The 25,230-nt window shown below is 70.9% G+C and carries 21 protein-coding genes; 16 read left to right on the forward strand and 5 right to left on the reverse strand.

Annotated elements, in window-relative coordinates; all coding sequences use genetic code 11:
- Positions 1-39 precede the first annotated feature (39 nt).
- Positions 40-849: an FWWh domain-containing protein gene (locus FOF52_RS05405; protein ID WP_248592729.1), complete on the forward strand. Its 810-nt coding sequence runs from the start codon at positions 40-42 to the stop codon at positions 847-849.
- Between the two features lie 20 nt (positions 850-869).
- Here FOF52_RS05405 and FOF52_RS05410 read toward each other — a convergent pair whose 3' ends face one another.
- Complete coding sequence (locus FOF52_RS05410; protein WP_248592730.1) at positions 870-1,883, reverse strand: LLM class flavin-dependent oxidoreductase; 1,014 nt, start codon at positions 1,881-1,883, stop codon at positions 870-872.
- Positions 1,884-2,025: 142 nt separating this feature from the next.
- Here FOF52_RS05410 and FOF52_RS05415 point away from each other — a divergent pair, with 142 nt between their 5' ends.
- From FOF52_RS05415 to FOF52_RS05470, 12 genes are all read left to right on the forward strand, one after another.
- Positions 2,026-3,018: a DUF7064 domain-containing protein gene (locus FOF52_RS05415; protein WP_248592731.1), complete on the forward strand. Its 993-nt coding sequence runs from the start codon at positions 2,026-2,028 to the stop codon at positions 3,016-3,018.
- On the forward strand, positions 3,015-4,025 hold the full coding sequence (locus FOF52_RS05420) for a quinone oxidoreductase family protein (protein WP_248592732.1): 1,011 nt from the start codon (positions 3,015-3,017) through the stop codon (positions 4,023-4,025). The genes FOF52_RS05415 and FOF52_RS05420 overlap by 4 nt, the downstream gene beginning before the upstream one ends.
- Before the next feature lie 12 nt (positions 4,026-4,037).
- Complete coding sequence (locus FOF52_RS05425) at positions 4,038-5,186, forward strand: acetyl-CoA C-acetyltransferase (RefSeq protein ID WP_248592733.1); 1,149 nt, start codon at positions 4,038-4,040, stop codon at positions 5,184-5,186.
- A 100-nt stretch (positions 5,187-5,286) separates the two neighbouring features.
- A complete protein-coding gene (locus tag FOF52_RS05430; RefSeq protein WP_248593761.1) occupies positions 5,287-6,069 on the forward strand; it encodes an enoyl-CoA hydratase/isomerase family protein in 783 nt (260 codons plus the stop codon).
- A gap of 35 nt (positions 6,070-6,104) precedes the next feature.
- Entirely contained in the window at positions 6,105-6,881 is a 777-nt protein-coding gene (locus tag FOF52_RS05435; RefSeq protein WP_248592734.1) for an SDR family NAD(P)-dependent oxidoreductase, read from the forward strand.
- 208 nt (positions 6,882-7,089) lie between these two features.
- Entirely contained in the window at positions 7,090-8,121 is a 1,032-nt protein-coding gene (locus FOF52_RS05440) for an ABC transporter substrate-binding protein (protein WP_248592735.1), read from the forward strand.
- Between the two features lie 166 nt (positions 8,122-8,287).
- Complete coding sequence (locus FOF52_RS05445) at positions 8,288-8,734, forward strand: nuclear transport factor 2 family protein (protein WP_248592736.1); 447 nt, start codon at positions 8,288-8,290, stop codon at positions 8,732-8,734.
- 143 nt (positions 8,735-8,877) lie between these two features.
- The gene (locus FOF52_RS05450) at positions 8,878-9,912 is read left to right on the forward strand and encodes an ABC transporter substrate-binding protein (RefSeq protein ID WP_248592737.1); all 1,035 of its coding nucleotides are present in this window, start codon (positions 8,878-8,880) and stop codon (positions 9,910-9,912) included.
- 83 nt (positions 9,913-9,995) lie between these two features.
- Positions 9,996-11,681, forward strand: coding sequence for an FAD-dependent oxidoreductase (locus FOF52_RS05455; RefSeq protein ID WP_248592738.1), 1,686 nt, complete (start codon positions 9,996-9,998; stop codon positions 11,679-11,681).
- Positions 11,682-11,894: 213 nt separating this feature from the next.
- Positions 11,895-12,797, forward strand: coding sequence for an ABC transporter ATP-binding protein (locus tag FOF52_RS05460; protein ID WP_248592739.1), 903 nt, complete (start codon positions 11,895-11,897; stop codon positions 12,795-12,797).
- A gap of 17 nt (positions 12,798-12,814) precedes the next feature.
- Positions 12,815-13,663, forward strand: a complete 849-nt coding sequence (locus FOF52_RS05465; protein ID WP_248592740.1) for an ABC transporter permease — start codon at positions 12,815-12,817, stop codon at positions 13,661-13,663.
- A 52-nt stretch (positions 13,664-13,715) separates the two neighbouring features.
- Positions 13,716-14,891, forward strand: coding sequence for an alpha-hydroxy acid oxidase (locus tag FOF52_RS05470; protein WP_248592741.1), 1,176 nt, complete (start codon positions 13,716-13,718; stop codon positions 14,889-14,891).
- A 231-nt stretch (positions 14,892-15,122) separates the two neighbouring features.
- On the opposite strand, the gene FOF52_RS05475 is transcribed toward FOF52_RS05470, so the two are convergent.
- On the reverse strand, positions 15,123-15,371 hold the full coding sequence (locus tag FOF52_RS05475) for an acetyl-CoA carboxylase (protein ID WP_248592742.1): 249 nt from the start codon (positions 15,369-15,371) through the stop codon (positions 15,123-15,125).
- 231 nt (positions 15,372-15,602) lie between these two features.
- On the opposite strand from FOF52_RS05475, the gene FOF52_RS05480 reads away from it, so the two are divergent.
- The gene (locus tag FOF52_RS05480) at positions 15,603-17,171 is read left to right on the forward strand and encodes a serine/threonine-protein kinase (RefSeq protein WP_248592743.1); all 1,569 of its coding nucleotides are present in this window, start codon (positions 15,603-15,605) and stop codon (positions 17,169-17,171) included.
- Positions 17,172-17,444: 273 nt separating this feature from the next.
- Here FOF52_RS05480 and FOF52_RS05485 read toward each other — a convergent pair whose 3' ends face one another.
- From FOF52_RS05485 to FOF52_RS05495, 3 genes are all read right to left on the reverse strand, one after another.
- On the reverse strand, positions 17,445-17,750 hold the full coding sequence (locus tag FOF52_RS05485; protein ID WP_248592744.1) for a protease inhibitor I42 family protein: 306 nt from the start codon (positions 17,748-17,750) through the stop codon (positions 17,445-17,447).
- 511 nt (positions 17,751-18,261) lie between these two features.
- Complete coding sequence (locus FOF52_RS05490) at positions 18,262-19,656, reverse strand: uracil-xanthine permease family protein (protein ID WP_248592745.1); 1,395 nt, start codon at positions 19,654-19,656, stop codon at positions 18,262-18,264.
- A 461-nt stretch (positions 19,657-20,117) separates the two neighbouring features.
- Positions 20,118-20,882, reverse strand: a complete 765-nt coding sequence (locus tag FOF52_RS05495; protein ID WP_248592746.1) for an alpha/beta fold hydrolase — start codon at positions 20,880-20,882, stop codon at positions 20,118-20,120.
- A 382-nt stretch (positions 20,883-21,264) separates the two neighbouring features.
- Here FOF52_RS05495 and FOF52_RS05500 point away from each other — a divergent pair, with 382 nt between their 5' ends.
- Together FOF52_RS05500 and FOF52_RS05505 are read left to right on the forward strand one after the other, a co-directional pair.
- Positions 21,265-22,104 (forward strand): hypothetical protein, encoded by an 840-nt coding sequence (locus FOF52_RS05500; protein ID WP_248592747.1) that lies wholly within the window; start codon positions 21,265-21,267, stop codon positions 22,102-22,104.
- Entirely contained in the window at positions 22,085-25,183 is a 3,099-nt protein-coding gene (locus FOF52_RS05505; protein WP_248592748.1) for a caspase family protein, read from the forward strand. The genes FOF52_RS05500 and FOF52_RS05505 overlap by 20 nt, the downstream gene beginning before the upstream one ends.
- Positions 25,184-25,230 lie beyond the last annotated feature (47 nt).

Raw genomic sequence — 25,230 nt, forward strand, 5'->3', positions numbered from 1 at the left:
CTCTTGTTTTACCTATCACGTCAATGGTCAGATAAGTGCATGGGGCAGACGACAGCGACGGAGCGGGACGGCGACCGTACGGAGCGGGGGGAGGGGACCGCCCGGAGGGGAGGCGGCCGCTGGGCGAAGACCCTCTCCCACTTCCACCCCGCCTCCACCGTGACGGCGGAGCAGGCCGACGCCTACTACCTGCGGGTGCACACCCGCTTCGCCCGGCACTTCCTGCGCGGCATGGACCAGGTGGTCAGCTACCACACCAACCGGGCGGAGGCCGGGTACGACCTGCTCGGCGGCTGGGAGCGACCGCCGAGCGCCTTCCGCTACGTGGTGCTGCGCTTCCGGCCGGGCCGCGGCCTGGAGCCCACCGAGGAACTCCGCGAGGCCATCGTGGCCGACCACCGCCTCTTCCTGCGTGAACTGCGCTCCTTCCAGGTGGACGAGGAGGTCCTGCTGGACCGGCTGGACGGGCAGACCGCGCTGGAGAAGTACCTCTTCGAGTTCGACCGCCGCGACGGCACGGACCCGCGGGAGGCCCGCGAGCACCTGGCGGCCGGACTGGCCGTGCTGGCCGAGGAGGCCTCCTCCGCCTTCGGGATCCGCCAGGTCCTGGTCAACCACGTCCTGGGGGAGCAGGAGACGGCGCCGGTCGACGAACCCGGACAGCGGCCCCTGCCCCGGATGCTGCCCGACACCCGTCGTCAGGCGTTCCTGGAGTGCTACTTCGACCAGCGGGAGTGGGCCGAGGACTTCTTCGCCCGGCCCGCGGTGCGCGCCGTGCTGCAGGACCGCTTCTGGGCGGCGGCGAACGGCCACCGGGTCACCGAGCAGTGCGGCCTCGACCGCCGCTGAGCGCGCCCGCCCCGGCGGGGCTACACCGCCGCCGCCAGTTCCAGCAGCGGCTCATAGGAGGCCAGCAGAGCGCGGCGGGCATCGTGCTCGGCCGGGCCCGCCTCGTAGCGCATCCCGCCCACGTTGACCAGCAGGATCTCGTCCACGTCCGAGTACTCGCGGAGCCGCCGGGCGCACTCGTGCGGGGTGCCCGCCACCGTCAGCCGGTCGACGACCTCGTCGGTGACCGCCCGCCGGGCGGCCGCCAGGTCGCCCCGGCGGACCGCGCCGTCCACCTCCTCGGCGACGGGCTCGTACCCCTGGCTGCGCAGCAGGGCGTCGTAGTGGGGGTGGGGCTTGCCGGCGTAGAGGTTGACCACGGCCGCGCGCGCCGCCTCGCGGGCCCGCTCGGTGTCGGAGTCCACGGCGACCAGGGCGGCCATGAGCACGGTGAAGTCCTCCCGGGCCGCCGCCGCCCGGCACTCGGCCGCGATCCGGGCCACGTACTCGGCCGACTGCAGGCTGCCCAGTCCGATGCCGTCGGCCACGGCGGCAGCCAGCCGGGTCATCCGGGGCGAGGTGGCGGCGAGCACGATGGGGACGGAGTCGCGGACCGGGTCGACCTGGCAGCGCCAGCCCGACATCCGGTGGACCTCGCCCGCGTAGTCCACCCGGTCGCCGCGCCTCGCCGAGGTGACCAGCCGCAGCAGTTCGACGTACTCCCGCATCTTGCGCAGCGGCCGGGTGACGGGCACCCCCTGGTAGCTCTCGTTGGTCACCCGGTTGCCGCTGCCCACGCCGAGGACCAGGCGGCCCCCGGAGAGTTCGTCGAGGTCCACCGCGCTCATCCCGGCGATCATCGGGGTGCGCGCGTGGGCGTTGAGGACGTAGGGGCCCAGGCTGATCCGCTCGGTGCGTCCGGCCATCGCCGCCAGGGCGACGAACCCGGAGCGCCAGGCCTCGGCCAGGTAGACGCCGGCGCAGCCCGCCTCCTCCGCCCGTGCGGCCAGGCCCGCCATGTCGGCGACGGTGATCCCGCCGCCCCCGGCCAGCATCAGGCCCAGTCTCGTCCCCGTCCCACCGACCGCTGCGTTTCGGTTGTCCCGCCCCATGGACCACTCCAGAGATGTAACGTGTAACGTAAAAATTATCAGCAGGGGTATTGCTTACTTGTAACGTTAAGGGTGAAATCAAGACATGGGCAACGCACCGATCCTCCCCCGCGACGAGTACATGCACGAGCCGACCGACCACCCGCAGTTCAACGAGTCGGCCTACTACAACTTCGTGGACGGCGGCTCCGGCTTCGCCGTCCTCATCCGGATGGGCAACCGGGTCAACGAGGGCCACGCCGAGGTCACCGTCCTGATCTACCTGCCCGGCGGCAAAGCGGCCATCCGCTTCGACCGGGCGCCGATCGACAGCAACGACAAGTTCGAGGCCGCGGGCCTGAAGTTCGAGGTCGTCGAACCGCTGAAGCGGATGCGGGTCACCTTCGACGGCACCGCCTACCTGCTGGACTCGGGCCGGGACCTGGAGAACCCCAAGCAGGCCTTCACCACCAGCCCGGTCGTCCCGGTCTCGCTGGAACTGCACTACGAGAACGTCATCCCGGTCTACGGGCTCGGCGAGGGGTCCGGGATCGAGGGCGCCGAGGACAGCATCGCCGTGGGCCACTACCAGGGCCCCTGCTCCGTGCGCGGCTGGGTGGAGGTCGACGGCGAGCGGCGCGAGGTCAGCGGCCAGGGCTTCCGCGACCACTCCTGGGGACCGCGGGTGTGGCAGGGCCCGCAGTACTGGCGGTGGATCTCCTGCATGGTCGACGACCGCAACGGGTTCGTCGCCTGGACCCAGAAGATCGGCGACACCCAGTCGCCCGGCCACGGCATGGTGCTGCGCGACGGCGTGATGGAGCGGGTCACCAGGGTCGAGGTGAAGAGCGAGTACGGCGGTGCGCCCTACTACGCCACCTCGATGCGGGTCGCCATGTGGACCGAGGCGGGGGAGCGGGTGGACGCCGCCGGGAAGGTCTTCCACCTCGTCCCGCTGCGCAACCGCCGCGACGGCGAGATCGCCCGGCTGGCCGAGTACCTGGTGGAACTGGACTTCCAGGGGATGACCGGCTACGGCATCTCCGAGTACCACGACCGCATCATCGAGGACATCCCGGCGGGGATCTCCGAGGCATGAGCGGCCGCGTCATGAAGGGACTGCGTTTCGCCCGGCACGGCGGACCCGAGGTGCTGAGCTGGGACGAGGTCCCCGTACCGGAGCCCGGGCCGGGCGAGGTGCTGGTCCGGGTCAGCGCCTTCGCCGTCAACTGGGCCGACCTGCTGGAGCGCTCCGGGCGCTACCCGGGCGCTCCGGCCCCGCCCTACGTCACCGGCCACGACCTCACCGGGGTGGTGGCGGCGCTGGGGCCGGGTGTGGCGGAACCGGCGGTCGGCACCCGCGTGTTCGGGGTGATCCCCCGGGGCGGCGCCGCGGCCGAGTACGTCGCCGCCCCCGCCGACCAGCTCTACCCGGTCCCCGAGGCACTCAGCGACGTCCAGGCCGCGGGCGCCGCGGGCCCCTACCTCACCGCGGACGCGGCGATCGTCACCATGGGGCGCCTGGCCCGAGGCGAGGACGTGCTGGTCCACGCCGCCGCCGGGGCCTACGGGTCGGCCTGCGTGCAGCTGTGCCGCGCCTACGGGGCGGGCCGGATCATCGCCACCGCGGGCTCCGACGCCAAGGTCGAGCGGGTCCGCTCCTGGGGGGCGGACGTGGTGGTCAACTACACCACCACCGACTTCGCGGAGGTGGTCCGCGAGGTCACCGGAGGCCGGGGCGTGCCGCTGGTGCTGGAGTCGGTGGGCGGCGACGTCCTGGGGCGCAGCCTGGACTGCCTCAGTCCCGGGGGGCGCCTGGTGAGTGTGGGGGCCAGCAGCGGCCGCAGCAGTGGCCGGTTCCGCCTGCACACCCTGTTCGAACTGGGCGTCTCGGTGTCCGGATTCACCCTCGGGGTGTGGCTGGAGCGCCACCCCGAGCTGGTCCGCCCCTCCGTCGAGCGGGTCCTGCGGCTGTTCGCCGACCGGAAGGCGGTCCCCGTGGTCGGCCGGGTCTTCCCCGCCGCCGAGGCGGCCGCCGCGCACGAGTTCCTCGCCGACCGGCGGTCGATCGGCCGCACGGTCGTCACCATGACCCCCGTCCCCTGAAACGAGAGAGCAATGGCAGAGGCATACATCGTCAGCGCTGTCCGCACCCCCGTGGGGCGCCGGAAGGGCGGTCTGAGCCAGGTCCACCCGGCCGACCTCGCCGGGCACGTCATCAAGGCCGCGGTCGAGCGCGCCGGCGTCGACCCCGGCGAGGTCGACGACGTCATCCTCGGCTGCGTCGACCAACTCGGCGCGCAGTCGACCAACATCGCCCGCACCGCCTGGCTGGCCGCGGGCCTGCCCGAACACGTTCCGGGCACCACCGTCGACCGCCAGTGCGGCTCCTCCCAGCAGGCCGTCCACTTCGCGGCCCAGGCCGTGATGGCGGGAGTCCAGGACCTGGTCGTGGCCGGAGGCGTGGAGGTGATGAGCCTGGTCCCCATCTCCAGCCCCGCGATCGTCGGCGCGCAGCAGGGCATGGGCGCCCCCTACGGCAGCCCCGGCTGGACCGCCCGCTACGGCGACCAGGAGGTCTCCCAGTTCCGCGGCGCCGAGCTGATCGCCGAGAAGTGGGGCATCAGCCGCCGGGACATGGAGGAGTACGCGCTGAGCAGCCACCAGCGGGCGATCGCCGCCCAGGAGTCGGGGGCCTTCGACGAGGAGATCGTGCCCTACGGCGCGGTCACCGCGGACGAGGGGCCGCGTCCCGACACCTCCCTGGAGAAGATGGCCGGGCTGAAGACCCTGTCCGAGGGCGGTCGGCTCACCGCCGCGGTGTCCAGCCAGGTCTCCGACGGAGCCGCGGCCCTGCTCATCGCCTCCGAAGCCGCGGTGCGCCGCCGCGGACTGACCCCGCTGGCCCGGGTGCACACCATGACCGTCACCGGAGCCGACCCGATCCTGATGCTGAGCGCCCCCATCCCGGCGACCCGGCAGGCGCTGAAGAGGGCCGGGCTGGGCATCGACGACATCGACCACTACGAGATCAACGAGGCGTTCGCGTCCGTGGTCCTGGCCTGGTTGAAGGAGCTGGGCGTCGACCCCGGGCGGACCAACCCCCTGGGCGGGGCCATCGCCCTGGGCCACCCGCTGGGGGCGACCGGCGCGAAGCTGATGGCGACCCTGGTGCACGGTCTGCGCCGCACCGGGGGCCGTTACGGCCTGCAGACGATGTGCGAGGGCGGGGGGATGGCCAACGCCACCGTCGTCGAGGCGCTCTGAGCACACGCCCCGGTCCGTGGGACTGGTATTGGCCACCATCATCTCTTATGCTTGACGTTCAACGTAAAACTAGAAAAAAGGAGTGCCTGTCGTGGCCGACATGGAACGCGTGGACAAGGAGACCCTCTACGTCGAGAAGTACCCGGCGGACCGGTACGCGGTGATCACCCTGCACCGGCCCGACGTCCTCAACGCCGGCAGTCCGACGCTCTTCGGCGAGCTGGCCGAGACCGTCAGCTCCTTCGAGGACGACGACCAGGTCCGCGCCGTCGTCCTCACCGGGGGCGCCGGCAGGGCCTTCTCCGCCGGCGCCGACCTCGGCGGCATGACCTTCGACAGCATGGGCAACTGCCGCAAGTTCATCCGGCTGGCCCACGCCCCCTTCGAGGCCGTCGAACGGCTGAGCAAGGTGGTCATCGCCGCGGTCAACGGTTACGCCTTCGGCTTCGGCACCGAGATCGCGCTCGCCTGCGACCTGGTCCTGGCCTCCGAGAAGGCGCGCTTCGGGCTGCGCGAGATGAACCACGGGCTCGTCCCCGCGGTCACCATCACCCGCGGCATCGACATGATCGGGCGGCGCAGGATCGCCTGGATGGCCTACACCTCCGACGACCTCTCCGCCCAGGAGGCCCAGGAGTTCGGGTTCGTCAACAAGGTCGTCCCGCACGACTCCCTGGTGCAGGAGTACACCGACCTGGCGATCCGGATGGCCAAGCGCGCCCCGCTCGCCGTCGCCGCCACCAAGTGGACCCTCAACAAGGCCGCGGGCGGCCACTACCGCGAGGGCGAGAACCTCATGCCCGCGATCTTCGCCTCGGCCGACGTCGCCGAGGGACGCAAGGCGTTCGAGGAGCGCCGCGAGCCCGTCTTCCGCGGTGAGTGACCCCCGGCCCCGGTGAAGAGAGTGCGAGAACACCCATGAGCGTGCTGGATCAGTTCAGACTCGACGGCAGGGTCGCCGTCGTCACGGGAGCCTCCTCCGGACTGGGGGTCGGCTTCGCCGAGGCGCTGGCCGACGCGGGCGCCGACGTGGTCCTGGCGGCGCGTCGCATCGACCGCCTTGAGGAGGTCAGGGACAAGATCACCGCGATGGGGCGGCGCTGCATCGCGGTGCGGACCGACGTGTCCAGGCTGGAGGACTGCGAGGCCCTGATCGCCACCGCGGTCGAGCAGCTCGGCGACGTCCACGTCCTGGTGAACAACGCGGGGGTCGGCCACGCCGCCCCGGCGCACAGGGAGGACCCCGAGGACTTCAACCGGGTCCTGGGGATCAACCTGGTCGGCGCCTACTACATGGCGCAGGCCTTCGGACGCGCCTGCATCAGGGCCAAGCACGGCGGCTCGATCGTCAACGTCTCCTCGGTGCTGGGCATCAGCGGCAGCGACATCCCCCAGGTGGCCTACTCCTCCTCCAAGGCCGGGATGAACGGCATGACCCGGGACCTGGCCATGCAGTGGTCGGCCCGGTACGGCATCCGGGTCAACGCCCTGGCGCCCAGTTTCTTCTCCTCCGAGCTGACCGACCCCCTGCTGGAGTCGGAGGTGGGGACGAAGAAGGTCCTGGCCCGCACCCCGATGGGACGCATCGGCGAGACCCGGGAGCTGTACGGGGCGCTGCTGCTGCTGGCCTCCGACGCCGGCTCCTACATCACCGGCATCACCCTGCCGGTCGACGGCGGCTGGAGCCTGCACTGACGGCCGCGTCCGGGACCAGCCACACGCCGGTGCCGTGACTCTGCGGCACCGCGCGGGCACGGTGGGCGGTTTCTTCCCCTGGGAAGCCGCCCACCGTCCTGTTCTCCCCGGAAAACTTCTCCGCAAGGAATTCCTATCTTCCGTTTAACGTGAAAGAATCACCGTCATACGGGGTTGTATTGCGGGGCCTGACCAGTGGAGGTTCACCATGCGCACACCCAGACACTCCCGCGCCGCAGCCGCCTCGGCCGTCCTGCTGGCGATCACCCTGGGCGCCACGGCCTGCGGCACCCAGGAAGCGGCGGACTCCTCGGGGACCGAGACCGTCCGCGTGATGATGTTCCCGGGGCAGTCCTACCGGCTGCCCGTCGTGCTCGCCGCGCAGGAGGGCATGTTCGAGGAGCGGGGCATCGAACTGGAGTTCACCGAGCAGCCCGCCAACCTGCAGGGCATGCAGGGGCTGCAGGCCACCGACTCCGACATCGGCATCGTGACCGTGGGCACCCTCGGCCAGGGCTTCCAGGCGGGCGACCCCGGCGTCTTCTTCTGCGGTGGCATCAGCGTGCTGCAGACCATGCTGGTGGCCCCCGCCGACAGCGACCTGCCCTCCACTGAGGACGGCGCCCCCTGGCAGGAGGTGCTGCAGGCCCTGGAGGGCAAGAAGATCGGCATCCAGACCCCGGTCGGCTCCGGCCTGCAGCTGATCCTCGCCGCCGCGCTGGCCGAGGCCGGGGTGGAGGAGGTCACCTACGTCAACCTGGGCGGGGGAAGCGCGGCGGCCATCGCGGCGATCGACAACGGCAGCGTCGACGTCGCCCAGTTCACGCCGCCGGGCACCCAGCACGTCCTGGACGCCGGCTCCGGCAAGCCGCTGCTCTACATGTCGGAGGGCCCCACCACCTACCGGGACTACTACGGCAGCGGCTGGGTGGCCCCGCCCGAGTTCGTCGAGGAGCGTCCCGAGACCGCCGCGGCGTTCTGCGACGTCATCGACGAGGCCCTGGAGTTCATCCGCGACCCCGCCAACCGGGAGACAGCCCTGGACACGCTGGTGGAGGACACCGGAATCACCCGGTCCGTCGCCGAACTGGTGCTCGACCAGGCCTACGACGACTTCTCCACCGAACTGGACCGGGAACGGCTCCAGACCACCTTCGACGCCTACGTCGACCTGGGCATCTTCGAACCCGAGCCCGAACCGTCCTACGAGGTCCTGGTCGACGACCCCCGCCAGGGGTGACCGGCGCGCCCCGGCGGCCGGCCCCGGGGAGCACCGCTCCCCGGGGAGCCGCAGCGGGCCGACGCGAGCCGCCACCAAAGGACACACCGAACACGGCGCCTTGCGGCCGGGAACGGCCCGCGCCGACCCCCAACCGGCACACGAGCCGACCCCGGAGGGAAACCCCATGGAGACCCTGTCCGTCCAGGACCGCCTGGACATCGCGGACGTACTGGCCCGCTACTGCGTCGCCCTGGACAGCCGCGACTGGGAACTGCTCGAACAGGTCTTCACCCCCGACGCCACAGCCCGCTACGGCAGAGCCGGGCAACCGCAGGGCCTTCCCGCCATCGTCGCGGTGGTGCGCTCCTCCCTGGAGCCGCTGGACGCCAGCCAGCACTTCATCGGCACCTCACTGGTGGAGCCCGACGGCGCCGACGGCGCCCGGGGCCGCACCTACCTGATCGCCCAGCACGTCCGCGGCGGACTGCCCGACGGCAGCCAGTTCGTCGTCGCCGGCACCTACGTCGACCGCTTCGTCCGCACCCCCGACGGATGGCGCATCCGCGAGCGCCGCCTGGTCGAGACCTGGACACGGGGCAACCCCGCGGTGCTGTCCCGCCCGTCCCCCTGACATCCCTTCCGCACCCGCGCCGACCGAGTACGCGCACCACACGAGGCAGCCGCTTCGCCAGTCCCCGAAACCCCGGTCCCGGACCGCCACGGCGAAGAGACCGGACCGGAGCCGGACCGCGCCCGGCACACAGGAGGTTCGCCATGCACCAGCCCAGACACTTCCGAGTCCGCGCCGCATCGGCCGCCGTGCTGACGCTCTGCCTGGCCGCCACCGCCTGCGGCGGCCAGGAGGCGGACCGCTCGGCCGACGCCGGGACCGAGCACGTCCGCGTGATGATGTTCCCCTCCCAGGCCTACCGGCTGCCGGTGGTCATCGCCGCGCAGGAGGGCATGTTCGAGGAGCGGGGCATCGAACTGGAGATCGTCGAGCAGCCGACCAACCTGCAGGGCATGCAGGGCCTGGAGGCCACCGAGTCCGACGTCGGCCAGGTCAGCGTCACCACCCTGGTCCAGGGCTGGCAGGCCGGCAACGAGGGCGTCTTCTTCTGCGGCGGCATCGACGTCATCCAGACCACGCTGATGGCCGCCCCCGACAGCGACCTGCCCTCCATCGAGGACGGCGCCACCTGGCAGGAGGTGCTCCAGGCCCTGGAGGGCAAGAAGATCGGCATCCAGACCCCCGTGGGCTCGGGGGTGCAGCTGCTCTTCGCCGAGGCGCTGGCCGAGGCCGGAGTGGAGGACGTCACCTACGTCAACGTCGGCGCGGGCAGCACCACCGCGCTGGCCGCACTGGAGAACAACAGCGTCGACGTCATCCAGATCAACCCGACGGGCACCCAGTACGCCCTGGACGCCGGCTCCGGCAAGCCGCTGGTGTACCTGCCGGACGGCCCCCGGGCCTACCGGGACCTCTACGGCAGCGGCTGGGTGGCGCCCACCGAGTTCGTCGAGGAGCGTCCCGAGACCGCCGCGGCGTTCTGCGACGCCGTGGACGAGGCCCTCGGGTTCATCCGCGACGGAGCCAACACGCAGACCACCGTCTCGGCGCTGGCCGCCGACACCGGGGTCAGCCCCCAGGTCGCCGAACTCGTCCTGGAGCAGGTCTACGACGACTTCTCCACCGAACTCGACGAGGAGACGCTGACCCGGACCTTCGACACCTACGTCGAACTGGGAATCGCCGAGGCCGACCCCAGGCCCACCTTCGACTCCCTGGTGGTCGTCCCGCAGGGCTGACCGGCCCGACCGCCGCGGCCCGGCAGGCGCAGCGGGCCGCAGCAAGACAACTCTCGAACGATCAGCGAAACGAGGAGGCTCCTGTGAGCGACTCATCCCACGACCGCCGGGTCGTCGTGGTCGGGGCGGGACTGTCCGGTCTGGCGACAGCCCTGGGGGCCGCGCTGCGCGGCTGCCGGGTCACCGTCTTCGAGGCCGCCGAACTGGTCGGCGGGGCGGCGGCCTACTCCGGCGGACAGGTCTGGGTCGGCGCCAACCACGTCGAGGAACGGGAGGGCGTCGAGGACAGCCTGGAGTTGACGGAGCGCTACGTGCGCGACATCGCGCGCGCCGCCCCGGAGGTCCTCGACGAGGAGGCCATGCGCCGCTGGTTGACCGTGGCGCCGCAGGCCATGCGCTACTGGGAGGAGGTCGGCGCCATCCGGTGGACGATCATCCCCGGTCTGGCCGACTACCACGCCGAGGCCGACGGCGCACTGGGCGCCGGACGCTACCTGACCAACGAGGTGATCGACGGCAGCGTGCTGGGGGAGTGGCGGGACCGGCTGCGGGTCAGCCCGTACTTCCCGGTGGGCACCACCTACGCCGAGATGTTCGTCCGGGGACGGCGGGTCAGCGGGTCCGACAGCGAGGAGAACCGCTCCGGCGACGAGGAGACCCAGGGCTTCGGCCTGACCCGCGCCCCCGAGGAACGGGAGGGGGCGGCGCGGGACGGGGCCGACCCGCTGACCTTCGGCACCGGTGTGGTGGCCAGCTTCCTGGCCCGGGTGCTGCAGGAGCGGTCCGTGGTGATCCGCACCTCCCATCCGGTGACCGAGCTGCTGACCGACGGGGCGGGCCGGGTGGTCGGGGTACGCGCGCAGGGGCCGGACGGCCCGGTCGAGGCCCGCGGAGACGTGGTGCTGGCCACCAGCACCTACGACTGGGACCCCGACCTGGTGCGTGAGCTGCTCGACCTGGGGCCGGAGGACTTCGGCAGCATCGCCCCGCGCAGTCTGCGCGGGCAGGGCATCCGGCTGGCACGCTCCGTCGGCGCGGGCGTCGTGCGGATCCCGCCCACCAGCGTGCCCATGCTGCCCGGCTGGGAGGCGGGCGACGGCGCCGGCTACGCCTACGGTCCGGAGTTCGCCAAGCCCCACACCCTCATCGTGGACCGGTCGGGGCGGCGCTTCTGCAACGACTCCTACTGGGTCGACATCGTCGCCCGGGCCCTGGACCCCGAGGACCGGCACCTGCCCTTCTTCCTGGTCTGGGACGAGCAGCACCGCCGCAAGTACGGGCTGGGCACGGTGCCGCCCGGCGGCGAGTACCCGCCCGGCGTGGTCACCTCCGCGCCCACCCTGCGGGAGCTCGGTGCGGCCCTGGGGGTCGACGGGGAGCAGCTGGAGCAGACGGTGGAGCGGTTCAACGGGTACGCCGCGCGGGGGGAGGACCCGGACTTCGGCCGGGGCGGCCTCGACTACGTCCTCCGCTTCTACGGCGACCCAAAACACCGGCCCAACCCGGTGCTGGGGACCGTGGTGGAGCCGCCCTTCCACGGTATGCGGCTGCGCTTCCTGGGCACCGGCATCGGATCGAGCGGGGTGCACACCGACGGGGACGGCCACGTGCTCGACGAGTCGGGACGGCCGATCCCGGGGCTGTACGCCGCTGGTTCGGTCACCGCCCTGACCTCCTCGGGCAGTGGCTACAACAGCGGGTTCGCGCTGAGCCGCGGCCTCACCCTCGCCTACCTGATCGCCTGTGAACTGGGCGGGACCGACGGCTGAGCGGCGCGGGCCGGCTCCGGTGCCGGGCGGTGTCCGTACGGAGCCGCCCGACACGCCCGTCTCCGGTGGCTCGTCCGTTCACTCCCGACCAGTATTGATATTTCTCGTTGAACGTGAGATTTTTCTCCTGTGATCCTGGTCGCTCGACGAGTCACTGGGACGCGGTCCGTCACGCGGAATCCCTCGGTCCCGCAGATTCCGAAGGAGACACCATTGACATCCAGGACTGAGAGCGGGGCGGTCGCGCAGACCGACCCCGCCCCCACCGCCAGGACAGCCCCGCTGATCTCGTTCCGCGACGTCCGGCAGGTGTTCCGCCTCTCCGGCAGAGGCGGCGACGGCTCCGCCGCCGCCAACCGGGAACTGGTGGCCCTGCAGGACGTCAACGTCGACATCCAGGCAGGCCAGTTCGTCGCGCTGGTCGGCGCCAGCGGCTGCGGCAAGACGACGATGCTCAACATGCTCGCCGGACTGGTGGAACCCACCCACGGCGAGGTCCGCCTCGACGGCAGGCCCCCGCAGCTGCCCAACATGGACATCGGCTACATGTTCGCCCGCGACGCCCTGCTGCCGTGGCGCACCGCCCGCAAGAACGTGGAACTGCCCCTGGAGACCCGCGGCTGGGGACGCAGGGAGCGCCGCGAACGAGCCGAGGAGATGCTGGAACTGGTCGGCCTCAAAGGCCGCGAGTCCCAGTACCGGCTGCAACTGTCCCAGGGCATGCGCCAGCGGGTGGCACTGGCCCGCACCCTGGCTCCCGACCCGTCACTGCTGCTGATGGACGAGCCCTTCGCCGCACTGGACGCCCGCACCAAGCTCACCCTGCAAGCGGAGTTCCTGCGGATCTGGGAGCACAACCAGACCGGAGACCGGCGCAAGACCGTCATCTTCGTCACCCACGACCTCCAGGAGGCGGTCCTCCTCGCCGACCGGGTGATCGTCATGCTGCCCCACCCCGGCCGCGTCGCCGAGGACCGTGTCATCGACCTGCCGCGGCCGCGCGCCGAACTCCTCGGCGAACTGCAGTTCACCAAGGAGTTCCAGGACACCACCCACGGTCTGTTCGAACGGCTTGAGGGCGCCATCGGCGACCGGGGACCGGACGCCGCCAACTGAGGGGAAACAGACGCACCATGACCACCGTCACCGAGACCACCCGGCCGACACCGCCACCCGCGACCGAGAGCACGCCGGCGAAGAAGTCGGCCAGACGCCCCAGGTTCTGGCAGACCCGGCCGTTCGCCATCACCGCCCGGACACTCATCTGCATCGCCTTCCTCATCCTGTGGGAGACCGCCTCCCGCAGGGAGTGGGTGGACCCGACCCTGTTCGGCATGCCCAGCGGAGTGTGGACGGCGATGGTGGAGTACCTGCCGTCGGAACGCAGCCTCGCCTCCCTGGAGGCCACCGGCGCCGCCGTCGGGCTCTCCTTCGTCATCGGCGCGGCCTCCGGCACCCTCGCCGGACTCATCCTCGGCCTCAGCCCCGTCGTGAACTCGATCTTCGGCCCTTTCCTGGCCCCGATCAACAGCGTGCCCCGCATCGCGCTGGCCCCCCTGTTCATCGCCTGGTTCGGCCTGACCATGACCTCCAAGGTCGTCCTCGCCGTCAGCATCGTCTTCTTCATCCTCGCCGAGAACGCCCGTTCGGCCGTGTGGTCGGTCGACGCCGACCTGATGACCATGGCACGCGTGGTCGGCCTGAAACGCGCCGCCCTGCTGTGGAAGGTCGTGCTGCCCTCGGCGGTGCCCACGATGTTCGCCGGCCTGCGCCTGACCTTCACCTACGCCCTGCTCGGCGTGGTGGCCTCGGAGATGGTGGCCGCCACCGGCGGCCTGGGCCAGGACATCGTCCTGTACTCCTCCTCGTACCAGATCAACACCGTCTTCGCGATCCTGGTGGAACTGATGGTCATCGCCATCGTCGTGAACTGGATCTTCAACCTCCTCGAACGGCGGCTGCTGGTGTGGCAGGAGACCTGATGGCCGCCCCCCGCCGCTCCGCGCGGCCGACGGACCGGTGCGGAGGGACGCCGTGACCGGCGGTTTCCGCTTCCGGCTCACCGGCCGCACCCCGCCCTTGGACGTCGAGGGGTGGCGCCGGCGCGCCGGCCGCCGCGTCCCCCCGATGGTCTGGGCCTACATCGAGAACGGCGCCGACACCGAGCGGACCCTGGGGGAGAACCGGAGCGCCTACCGCGACTGGTACCTCAACCAACGGGTCCTCACCCGGACCACGGACGTGGACCTCACCACCACGGTCGCCGGAACCCGTCTCGACCTGCCCGTCGCGGTGGCCCCCGTCGGACTGGCCGGGGCCGCCCACTGGCACGGCGACCTCGGCCTGGCACGGGCAGCCGAGCGCAGCGGCACCCGGATGGTGCTCAGCAGCGCCTCCACCTACAGCATCGAGGAGGTGGCCCGCGGCACCGACGAGCGGCACTGGTTCCAGCTGTACCCGTGGGGCGACCGGGCCCTGACGGCCTCCCTGATGGACCGCGCCCGCGACAGCGGCTTCACCGCGCTGTTCGTGACCGTGGACGTGCCCGTCTACGGCAACCGGCTGCGGGAACGGCGCACCGGGATGGGGCTGCCGCCCACGCTCACCCCCCGCCGCGTCCTGCAGGCGGCCCTGCGCCCCCGGTGGGCCTACGCCTATCTGCGGCACCGCCGCACCACCCTGCGCAACCTGGTGCCCGACGGCACCCGCGGCACAGCCGTGGAGTCGGTGACGGTCCAGTCGGAGAACCTCACCGCCGACATCGGCTGGAACGATCTGGAGTGGATCCGCTCCCGCTGGGACGGACCGCTGTTCGTGAAGGGCGTCCTCCACCCCGACGACGCCGAGCGCGTGGTGGACCTGGGAGCGGACGGGGTGGTCGTCTCCAACCACGGAGGGCGGCAACTCGACGCCGTCCAGCCCACCGTCCGTGCGCTGCCCGCCGTGGCGCAGCGGGTGGGGCACCGCGCCGAGGTCCTGGTGGACGGCGGCATCCGGTCGGGGGCGGACGTCGCCGTCGCCCTGGCCCTGGGCGCCCGCGCCTGCCTCGTCGGCCGCCCGGCGGTCTACGGACTCGCGGGCGGGGGCGCCGACGGCGTGGCCGAGGTGCTGCGCATCCTCCGGGAGGAACTGGTCCGAAACCTGACCATGATGGGGGTCGCCGCCTCCGCGGACCTGGCCCCCCACCACCTGACGCCCGCGCCGCGCTGACCGCTGCCGCAACGGCGGCCTCCCGGCGGCGAACCGGTCCCGCCGTCCCGCCCCGCGGCCCGCCGCCGGGCAGGCCACCCAGCCGGCAGGCGGGGCCCCTCGGCGGCTCCTCCCGCAGCGCCGCTCCGTCCGGACGCCGGCGGCACCGGTCACGTCCCCGGCGGAGACCTCCGGGACCCACCGAGGGGACGGCGCCCTGCCCGGCACGGCGCCGTCCCCTTTCGGGGACGCCTACTCCTCCACGATGCGCGCGATGGTCTCCCCTTGCGACAGCATCCGCTCGTCCGGCACCGCGAACTCGGCGAGCGTGCCCGAAGAGACCGACTTGACCTCGGTGAACTGCTTGGCCGTCTCGATCACCCCGATGGTCTGCCCGGCCTCGACGCGCTGCCCCTCCTCGACGAAGGGCGGCTGGTCGGGACGGGGACGCCGGTAGAAGTGCCCGGAGACGGGGGACGCGATCACACGTGTGCTGGCCATGCCTGCTCCTCGAAGGGTCGGTGGTCGGACGCCGACCCGCTACCCCGGCCGTCCCGTCCGCGACACCACGGGCCGTAAAGCCCCGCCCAACCGCTCGCCGGGCCGCACCGCGCACCGGCGTCCGCGGCGGAGTCCGCTTCCGCTGTCGGGGCCGCCGGTGTCACGGAACCTCCCGGTGCGCCGGCACGGTGTACCTTTGCCCCAGGTGTGGCCCCAGGGGAAGGTTGCGTGGTGGCGGAGCGGACGGTCATCGACGACCGGTACGAACTGGAACCGGTGCCGATCGGCGAGGGCGGCATGGGGGAGGTCTACCGCGCCTACGACCGCAGATTGGACCGCAGGGTCGCCGTCAAGATCATCCGGTTCCCGTTCGGTCAGCACGACGAGACGCTGGTCAAACGCTTCCTGCACGAGTCGCGCGTCATGGCCCGCCTGGAGCACCCGGGGACGCCCGCCATCCACGACGTCGGCGTCTTCGACGATCCGCGTGTCGGCTCCCGCCCGTTCATGGTGATGCAGTTCGTCGAGGGCATCGCGCTGGACTACATCGTCGACGAGCACGAGGACATCCCCCTCGCCTGGGTGGCCTCCGCCGCCGCGCAGGTCGCCGCGGTCCTGGCCGCCGCGCACGGACGCGGCATCCTGCACCGCGACCTCAAACCGTCCAACCTCATGCTCTGCCGGGACGGCACGGTCAAGGTCCTGGACTTCGGGTTGGCCATGTTCCACGACCCGGAGCTGTCCCGGCTCACCCGCACCGGAACGCTTCTGGGCACCCCCTCCTACATGTCCCCGGAGCAGGTCCGCGGCGCGTCGGTGGGGCCGCAGAGCGACCTGTACACGCTCGGACTGGTCATGCACGAACTGCTCACCGGGCAGCGGCTGTTCGACGGGCGCACCGAGTACGAGGTCTTCGACCGGCAGGTCAACGAGCCCGCCCCGGCGGTGCGCGAGGTGCGGCCGGACGTGCCCGAGGAGGTGGACCGGCTGGTCCTGCGGCTGCTGCAGAAGCGGGCCGAGGACCGTCCCGCCGAGGCCGCCGAGGTCTGCCGCGCCCTGCTGCCGTTCGCGCGGGGCGCCGACTTCCTGCCGGGCACGGTCGTTCCGGAACCCGACCCGGTGCGGATGTACGCGGCGGTGGTGGGCCGCATGGCCGACGCGGTGGAGACGGGCGCCGCCGCGCGGACCGACGGGACGGCCGTGCGGGGCAGCGGCGGCACGGGGGAGCAGAACCGGACCTCGCACCTGCGCGACAGGACCGCTCAGGCCCGTGAGGAGGCTGCCGCGCTGGTGCGGCAGGCGCGCCACCGCCAGGCGGCGGACCTGCTGGAGAGCGTGCTCGGGCAGGCCGAGGAAGTGCTGGGCTCCCGGCACCCGGACGTGCTCGCACTCCGCACCGAACTGGCCGAGGCCCTGTTCGCGGACAGCGACTACCGGCGGGCGGCCCCCGTGTTCCGGGCACTCCACCAGGACCTGGCCCTCGTCCACGGCCACTCCGACGACCGGGTGCTGCACTGCCGTCGGCGGGAGGCGACCTGTCAGGCGCTCATGGGGCAGACCGCGGAGGCGCTGCGGCTGCTGCGGCGGCTGCTCGCCGACCAGTGGGCCCTCCACGGCCCCGACGACCAGCGCACCCTGGAGCTGCGGCGCCAGGTCGGGCTGCTGGAGTTGGGCGCGGGCGACACCGAGGGCGCCCGCCGCACCCTGTCGGAGCTGCTGGAGGACCTGGAACGGCGCCACGGCCCCGAGCACCCGGACACGGTGAGGGTCCGCGAGAGCCTCCAGCGGCTCCGGGTGTGACGGCGGGCCTGGGCGAGCACACCGGTGGCAGGCGGTGCCGTCTCGGGCGCCGTACCCGTGCGGGGCGGCACGTGGCGCTGCGCGCTGCCGGGCGTCTTCGGGGGTGTCCCGGCGGCAGGGCCGCTTTGGCGTCGACGGCCGCGCCGTGTTCCGACCCGGTCGTGCCGCGACCGGGGCCGGGGCGGGAGGAGCGGGAACGGCCTCACGGCACGGTTTGCGTGGTCGCCGGCCGCCTGCCCCGTGTCTCGTTCTTCCGAGCGGTCGGGGAGCGGTTCAGGTGACGTCGACGGTGATGCGCCGCTCCTCGGCGGGCGCCGCCTCCCAGCCGCGCGCCAACTGCAGGTCGATGTGCCATGTCCCGGGCTGTTCGGCGTGGACCCGGATCACGTGCTCCCCGGGAGCGCCGCGGGTGAGGCCCCCCACGGGCGATCCCCGGTCCTCCTCCAGCAGCAGTCCGCTGCCCAGACTCGCCACCGACCAGACGTACCCGGTGGCGGCGTTCTCCGGTAGCCGGACGACCACGGTGTCTCCCACGTGGGAGGTCACCCGTCCGCCGTTCGTGACATGAACCTCGGCCATGACCGCACTCTACGGACCCCTTTCCCACGAGAACGTCCACGTGGCCTTCCCGGCCGGTCCGGTTTCGGCAAGGAAACGGCGGTGTTCCCGGCATCGGCACCGGCGGGGCCGCCGAGCGGGCACGTGGGGCAGGACCAGCGGCGCTGCACGATCTGCGGTGCCGTGTTGTGTGGCGGTGTTTCCGTTTAGTGGAGGAACGCGGGATTTGTGAATGGTCAAGAAAGGGGAAAGTGGCTCCGGAAAACCTGCCTGTTCCCTAGGTTGGGCCGTGGGGCCGCAGAAAGGGCGACCCCACGGGAAGAACCTGGTTTTTCCGGAGAAACGGATGGACACGAGCAGACGCGGTGCGGTCGCGCCCCGCCGCGGCGACTGGAGGTGATCCGGTCGGACGAGACGCGGCTGGACCGGTTCCTCCCCGGCCCAGCCGGAATCCGACGGCACCGGAGGAAAGACCGCTCCGGGTGACGTCGGGGGTGCGGGCCGGACCTCGCGGCCCGCACCCGAAACGCGGTCAGCTCCGCGTGGCGTCCTGCTCCGCCTCGCCGCTGTCGGCCGCGGGGGCCTTCCGGGCGGTCGGCGCCACCTTCATCGCCTGCGGGGCGAGTGCGTTGAGCACGTGGAACCCGACGAGGATGACGAAGGTGCCCAGGGCGATCCCGCTGACCTGGAAGCTGTCGGTGAAGGAGAGGGAGACGTTGCCGATGCCGGCGATCAGTCCGGCGGCGATCGGCACCAGCACCAGCGGGTTGGCGAAGTCGACCCGGTTCTCCACCCAGATCTTCGCGCCGAGCAGGCCGATCATGCCGTACAGGATGACGGTGATGCCGCCGATCACCCCCTCGGGGATGGCGTAGACCAGCGCACCGAACTTGGGGCACAGGCCGATCAGGATCGCCACGCCCGCGGCCACGTAGTAGGGGGCGGTGGAGTAGACGCGGGTGACGGCCATGACGCCGATGTTCTCGGCGTAGGTGGTGGTGGGCGCTCCGCCGACGGAGGAGGCCAGCACCGTGGCCACGCCGTCGGCGAAGATCGCCCGGCCCATGTAGGGGTCGAGGTCGTTGCGGGTCATCTCCTGCACGGCCTTGACGTGGCCGGCGTTCTCGGCGATGAGGGCGATGACGGCGGGCAGGGCCACCAGGATCGCCGAGAGGTGGAACTCGGGGGTGTGGAAGTTCGGCAGGCCGAACCAGGGGGCTTCGGCCACACCGGACAGGTCCACCCGGAACGCGTCCTCGACACCGCCGCCGGGTTGCGGGGTGGGGGTCATGCCGAAGGCCAGGTCGAGGATCCACGACAGGGCGAAGCCGAACACCAGGCCGAGCAGGACGGTGATGCGGCCGAGGAAGCCGCGCAGCAGCACCGTCGCCAGGATCACGAAGGCCATGGTCAGCAGTGCGGTCCACTGGTCGTGCGGCCAGTAGGACTCGGAGACCACAGGAGCCAGGTTGAACCCGATGAGCATGACGACTCCGCCGGTCACCGCGGGCGGGAACGCGCGGACGATCACGTCGGGACCGAGCAGGTGGATGACCAGTCCGGAGAGGGCGAGGACCGCTCCGGTGACCAGGACCGCTCCGGTGACGGCGGCGGGACCGCCGCCGTCGGCCGCGATCATGGCGGCCGCCGCCACGAAGGAGGCGCTGCTGCCGAGGTAGCTGGGCACCTTTCCGTTGACGATCAGCAGGAACAGGATCGTGCAGATCCCCGACATCATGATGGCCAGGTTGGGGTCCAGGCCCATGAGGAGGGGGAAGACGAAGGTGGCCCCGAACATGGCGATGACGTGTTGGACGCCGAGGCCGACGGTGAGCCTCAGGGGCAGCCGTTCCCCGGGGCCGAAGACCTTGGCCGGGGGAGGGGCGTCGCCGTTGCCGGGGGACTCTTGTCGCGAGCCGAATGTCATACCGCCTCCATGCGAGACACCTGTGACGCGGCCGGGAGCTCCCGGTGTGTCCCTCCGGGGAGTGGGGCGGCACCGTGCGCTCGTTCTGCACTGCGGTGGCCGCGAAGCCGGAAAAGTGGCTTCGCGGCCACCGCAGTGCAGAACAGGGGACCGGTGAGAGCGGTACCCGGTGGGCGGGAGCATCCCGTGCGCGGTGCCGCTCCGTTGCGGCAGCGCGGGTGAGCCCCGCATCGGAAAAGCCCACCCCCCACAGTCCGGCACGGTGCCGTGACAACGGGATCGCGATCAGGTTGCGACACCGTCACCGCACTCTGGATGATCGGACGGATTCGGCGGGTGACGGTGGGGTGGAGAGAGAAAAGCGGTCTTCGCTCGACCGGAATCCTTGTGAATCTACGGTGTAAAGGCAGTGCTTCTGAAAATTCCAAAGAGAGGACAAACAGACCCCCCGAGAACCCTGCTCAACACGAAGCAGAGAGCAGTGAATCGAGAATCCGGCCGGCATGTGTCCACAGCAGGGAACCACCCGCGTCGGCGACGAGGTGACGGCGCGCCTCAGGGATCCGGATGGCGAGGGTGGCTCCGAGGTCGGGAGAGTGCACGGTGGTGTTGTCGTGGGCGCCGTACCACAGGTCCACCGGGACGGTGGTGTGGGCGGGGTCGAAGGGCCAGGGGGTGAAGGCCAGGACGAGGTCGCGGGCATAGCCCGCTGCTCCGCGGGCGAGCCCTTCGGCCAGGCAGGCGCGGTAGGCGGAGGCGAAGCCGGGACTGGTGTAGACGGCCCGGTCGGTGGCGGCCGCGTCCAGGAGTGCGGCGAGGTCGGGGTGGGCGAGGTCGTCGGTGCCGGAGACGACGGCCACCGCCTCGCCGATTCCGGCCGCCGCGCAGGCCAGGGCGAACAGCGCGCCGTGGGAGAAGCCCACGATCGTGAATCCGGACAGGTGCAGGGCGGCGGCCAGGTTCCGTACGTCGTGCGTCCAGTCGGTGAGGGTCCGTCCCGGGAGCGGGTCGGAGGCTCCCACTCCGGGGCGTTCCACGGCGATCAGGCGCAGGTTCCGTTCGGTGAGCAGGTGGGTGCCGAATCCCAGGCTGCGGCCCATGGCGGAGCCGGAGAAGAACAGTACCGGGCGGGCGTCGTCGCGGCCCCACTGGGCCCAGCCCAGTCGTCTGCCGTCGGGAAGTGCGGTCGTGGCGAGCCGGTCGGGGGCGTCGATGCCGAGGTTCATGGTCGGCAGCGTAGGGACGGGGTGGCGGGAGGCCAAGAGGTTTTCTGTTGCCTGCGGTGTCGGGGCGGTCCCGGCCGGGGTGCGGGTGTTCGGGGCTGTTGCGGTGGTGTTCTCGTGTTATCGCGTTCGGGATGTGTCGGGTGTTGTGGGAGCGGGGGATTGTGTTCCTGGAATCTGTAGGAAATGGAGATTTCCTCATGTTCGGAGTGGGGTGTTGATTGCTGAACGACTTGAGTTTGATGTCTCTTTCCATAAAAAATAAGTTCGTGTAGGAGAACTGCGTGATCGGTCTGCGGGGCTGTGCTGTGTGCCGTGTCCGAAGCGTTGTGGGGGGCGCTTCGGTGGGCCTATTCGGGCCGATGGGGTTGGTGAGGGGGCCGTAATGGCGCGGGTGGTGTTCTGTCACGGGATCGGGCACACCTACCGGCACCGGGAGGACATTCGCGAGAGTTGGTATGAGGCTCTCTGCCGGGGAATGGTCGACGTCGGGCTGCAGCCTCTCGGGTATGACGAGGTGGCGGCCGTGTACTACGGCAACTGCTTCCGTTCCCGGTCCGCCAAGCAGGTTGTGGCCGCTGACGAGTTCTCCTTCCTGCCGAACTACGGGCCGCGTGACCTCGGCAGTCCGTTGGAGTTGGAACTGCTGGAGGCCTTCGCCGGAGGGGTGGCGGAGGAGCGGGGGACCAAAGGGCTCGTGCAGGGTGCTCTGCGTCGGTTGGAGAGCAGTCGGTTTCTGGGAGACGTGCCCGCCAAGGCCGTCATCTGGTTCATCAAACAGGTGCACCGCTACTTGACGGAGGAACAGCTTCGCGACGCTGTTCTCGCGCGGTGGGACCGGGTGGTCACCGAGGAAACCCGTGTCGTGGTGGGGCATTCGCTGGGAAGCGTGGTCGCCTACGAGGCGTTGCGGGCGCATCCGGAATGGCGGATCGACACGTTGGTCACGTTGGGTTCTCCTCTGGGGCTGCGTGCCATTTACTCGCGGTTGCGGCCCCCCGTTGCGCCGGGGGATGTCGACGCATGGCCGGGGGTGCGGCGGTGGGTCAACGTTGCCGCGGTGGAGGATCCGGTTTCGTTGGTCAAGAAGCTGTCTCCGATCTACGGAGGCGGTGTCGAGGACACGCTGGTGTCGAACGGCAGGTTTGCCGCGCATTCGGTGGTCCGGTACCTGACCACGGCCGAGGCTGTCGAGGGGATCGCGGATGGCCTGGTCCGGGGGTGACCGGCGGGTTTGTGTCGTCGCTGGGACCCGGGTCTACGGGGACGGGATCGAGGAACTGGAGCACGTGCCCGAAGAGTTGGCCCTGGTGCGCAGCGCGCTCATGGAGGCGGGGATGGAGGTCTGCGCGGAGGTCTCGCTCGATCCGAGTGTGCCCGAGTTGAAGCGGGCGGTGCAGCAGGCCATGCGTGGGGGACCGGATGGGGCGGAGCCTCCGTATTCCGTGGTCGTGTACTACTCGGGGCACGGGTTCGTCTCGGAGGCTGACTACCTGTTGCCGCTGGCCGGGGGGCATCCCGGGGACAGGGCGACGGTGCTGTCCGCCTATGAGCTCGCCGGTCTCGTGTTCGACTCCGGTCCCGGTCCCCAGGAGGTCGTGCTCGTGATCGACGCGTGTCAGGCGGGGGAGGCGGGCAGTGTCGTCGACGAGTTCGGCACCAAGATCGAGAGGCAGCGGCTGGAGGCTTCTTCTCGGGTCTACGTCATCGCGTCCGCCTCCCCGAGTCAGGAGGCCGCGCAGATCACTTTCGCGGATGCGTTCGCCGGTGCCATCCGGAGTCCGGAGGTTCCGCCTTCGCAGCGGTATGTGAGCCCCCAGGCTCTGGCGGGCTACATCCAGTACCGCATGGGTGAGCGGGGCCAGGAGGTCCAGTTCGTCCCTCCTGCGGGTCTTCCTGCCAGGTACACCTCGCGTAGTTTCCCCAATCCGCGCTACCGCAGGTGGGATCCGACCAGCCTTCCGGAGGCGGCCGAGGGGACCGGGTGGAAGTTCTGCGGCCGTCGGCGTGTGGTCGCGGAGATCGTGGACCATCTGGTGGGTGAGGACCCGGATGGTCTTCCGCTCCTGCTGGTGGGGTCCGGGGGCAAGGGGAAGACGGCTCTGCTGGCCTGGGTGACCGCGGCGGCCAGGGGAGAGCCTCTGCCCACCGCGGAGGAGGCCATGCTCCGGATGGTGCCTCCCGGTTGTGTCGACGTCTTCGTGGATGCCAAGTGCGCTGATGAGGCGCACGAGTTGTTGAGGAGCATCGGGCAGGAGCTCGGCCTTCCCTTCACCGGCGATCCCGAGGAGTTCTTCGCGAGGGTGAAGGAGGCTCCGGGAGTCAAGCGGATCCTGATCGACTCCGTGGACGAGGATCCGGAGGAGGAGCGGGAGTTGGCGGAGTTGGTGCTCGCTCCTCTGGCGGCCATCGATTCCGTCCGGTTGGTGCTCACCGCGGCCAGGCCGATCGATGGTCTGGCCGTTCGGAGTGTTCTCCTCGACTCGCCCGACTACTTCGATCCCGCTGACATCGAGCTCTTGGCCCAGACGATCCTCACCGAACGGGCGGGGTCGCTGCACCGCGGGGCTTCCCGGGACAAAGTTCGGAGGTTGGGGAGAGAAGTACGTGACCGTGCGGGAAACTCTTTTCTGCATGCGTATCTCTTCGCTCTCGATTTGGCTGTGCGGGAGGCGGAGGAGAGTGAGACGAACGTGCGGACTCCCGTGTCACGTGTCTTCGAGGACCAGCTCGTCCGGCTGAACCCGAAGGATCCCGGCTGGGCGGCCGACCTGTTGCGGCCGCTTGCTCTGGCGTTCGGTTCCGGGGTGCCGAACTATCCGATCTGGATCGACCTGGTGCGGAGGCTGTCCGGACGTCGGGTTGATCGGGAGGCTCTGGACACCCTCCTGCGGGAGGCTCACGAGTTCGTCACCGATTTTCCCCAGGGGCGCGGCAGTGCTGGTTGGCGGCTGCGTTCCGGTGAGTTCGCCGCTTATCTCACGCACGACCACGACCTGCAGGCCGCGCATGCGGCGTTCAGTGAGAGCCTGCTCGCCACCCTCCTTCGGGAGGGCGGCGGGGAGGTGGAATGGTCCCGTGCGGACGAGTACGTCCGGCTCAACTTCGCCGAGCATGCGGTGCGGGCCAGGATTCTGGACCGTTTTCTGACCGATCCGGAGTTTCTCCTTGCGGTTGATCCCAAGCGGTTGCGTCGGGCGCTCAGCCTTTCGGGGACTCCTCGGGCGCGTGCGGTGCGGGACGTGTGCGACGTCGTCCATGAGTTGAGCTGTGGGGATGGCCAGGACATGTCGCGGTTGGCGTTCCTCGCGGGCGCCTACGGCCAGGAGGAGCTGGCGCAGCGGGCCAAGCAGCGTTCCCGGAGTTGGCAGCCGCACTGGATCGACCGCTGTCCCGCTGAGGAGGTCGCTGTTGTCGCCGGTGGCGGGGGGCGGCGGTTCCTGGTGGTGACGACGCAGGCGGGGGAGGTGCGGGCCGTCGAGGGTGGGGAGGGGCCGCTGCGTTCTTTGACCGCCGGGAGCGAGGTGGTCTCCGCCGTGGCCGTGGGCCGGATGCGGGGAGTGCCCGTGGCGTTGGTGGGGACCTGGGACGGGGAGGCGCGGTTGTATGACGTGGCCGGTCGTCGGTCTTACGAGGTGGACGTCTTCGACGGGCGGGTTGTCGCGTGTGCGTTGGGTGATGACGACCTGCTGGTGTCCACTGCGGGGGAGTGGTGCCGCTACACGCTGAGCAGCGGGCTGGAGGCCCGGGGCGACACGGGTGACGTGGTTGTGGCTTCGGTCGCTTCCGCGGTGGTGGGGGGCAGGCGTGTCGTCGTCGGTTGCAGTGCGGACCGGGTTGCGGTGTGGAGTGCTGCGGGGGAGTTGGTTCGTGTTTTCACCACACCGCAGCGGAAGTCCTTGACGAAGGTTCTGGTCCACGCGGGAAGGATTCTCACTTCCAGTGACGACGGGACGGTCTGGTCGTTCGGTCTGACGGGGGACGACGGTAGGAAGCTGGTCGACCACCGGGGGCATCCGGTGACGTCGATGCGTGTGGTCTCCATGGGTCAGGAGGCGTTTCTGCTCACCACGGGGATGGACGGGACGGTCGTCCGCTGTCCGCTGTCCGGGGACGTGGAGCGGGTTGTGCCCGTGGTCAATGTCGGGGTGCCGACGAAGGCTGCCGATGTGGTGGGGGCCGACGAGTTGGTGGTGTGCACGGGGTTGGGGACGGCGCGGATCCGGCTCGCTCCGTCCTGGGCGGGAGGACGGGGTGGCGCGGGCGGTCCTGAAGGCGTCGACGGGAGCAACGGGTCTGGTTGAGGGGAGGAACGTCGGCTGTGGTGGGGAGTGCGGAGACCGAGAACATT

This window comes from Thermobifida alba (assembly GCF_023208015.1).
GTDB classification, from domain to species: domain Bacteria; phylum Actinomycetota; class Actinomycetes; order Streptosporangiales; family Streptosporangiaceae; genus Thermobifida; species Thermobifida alba.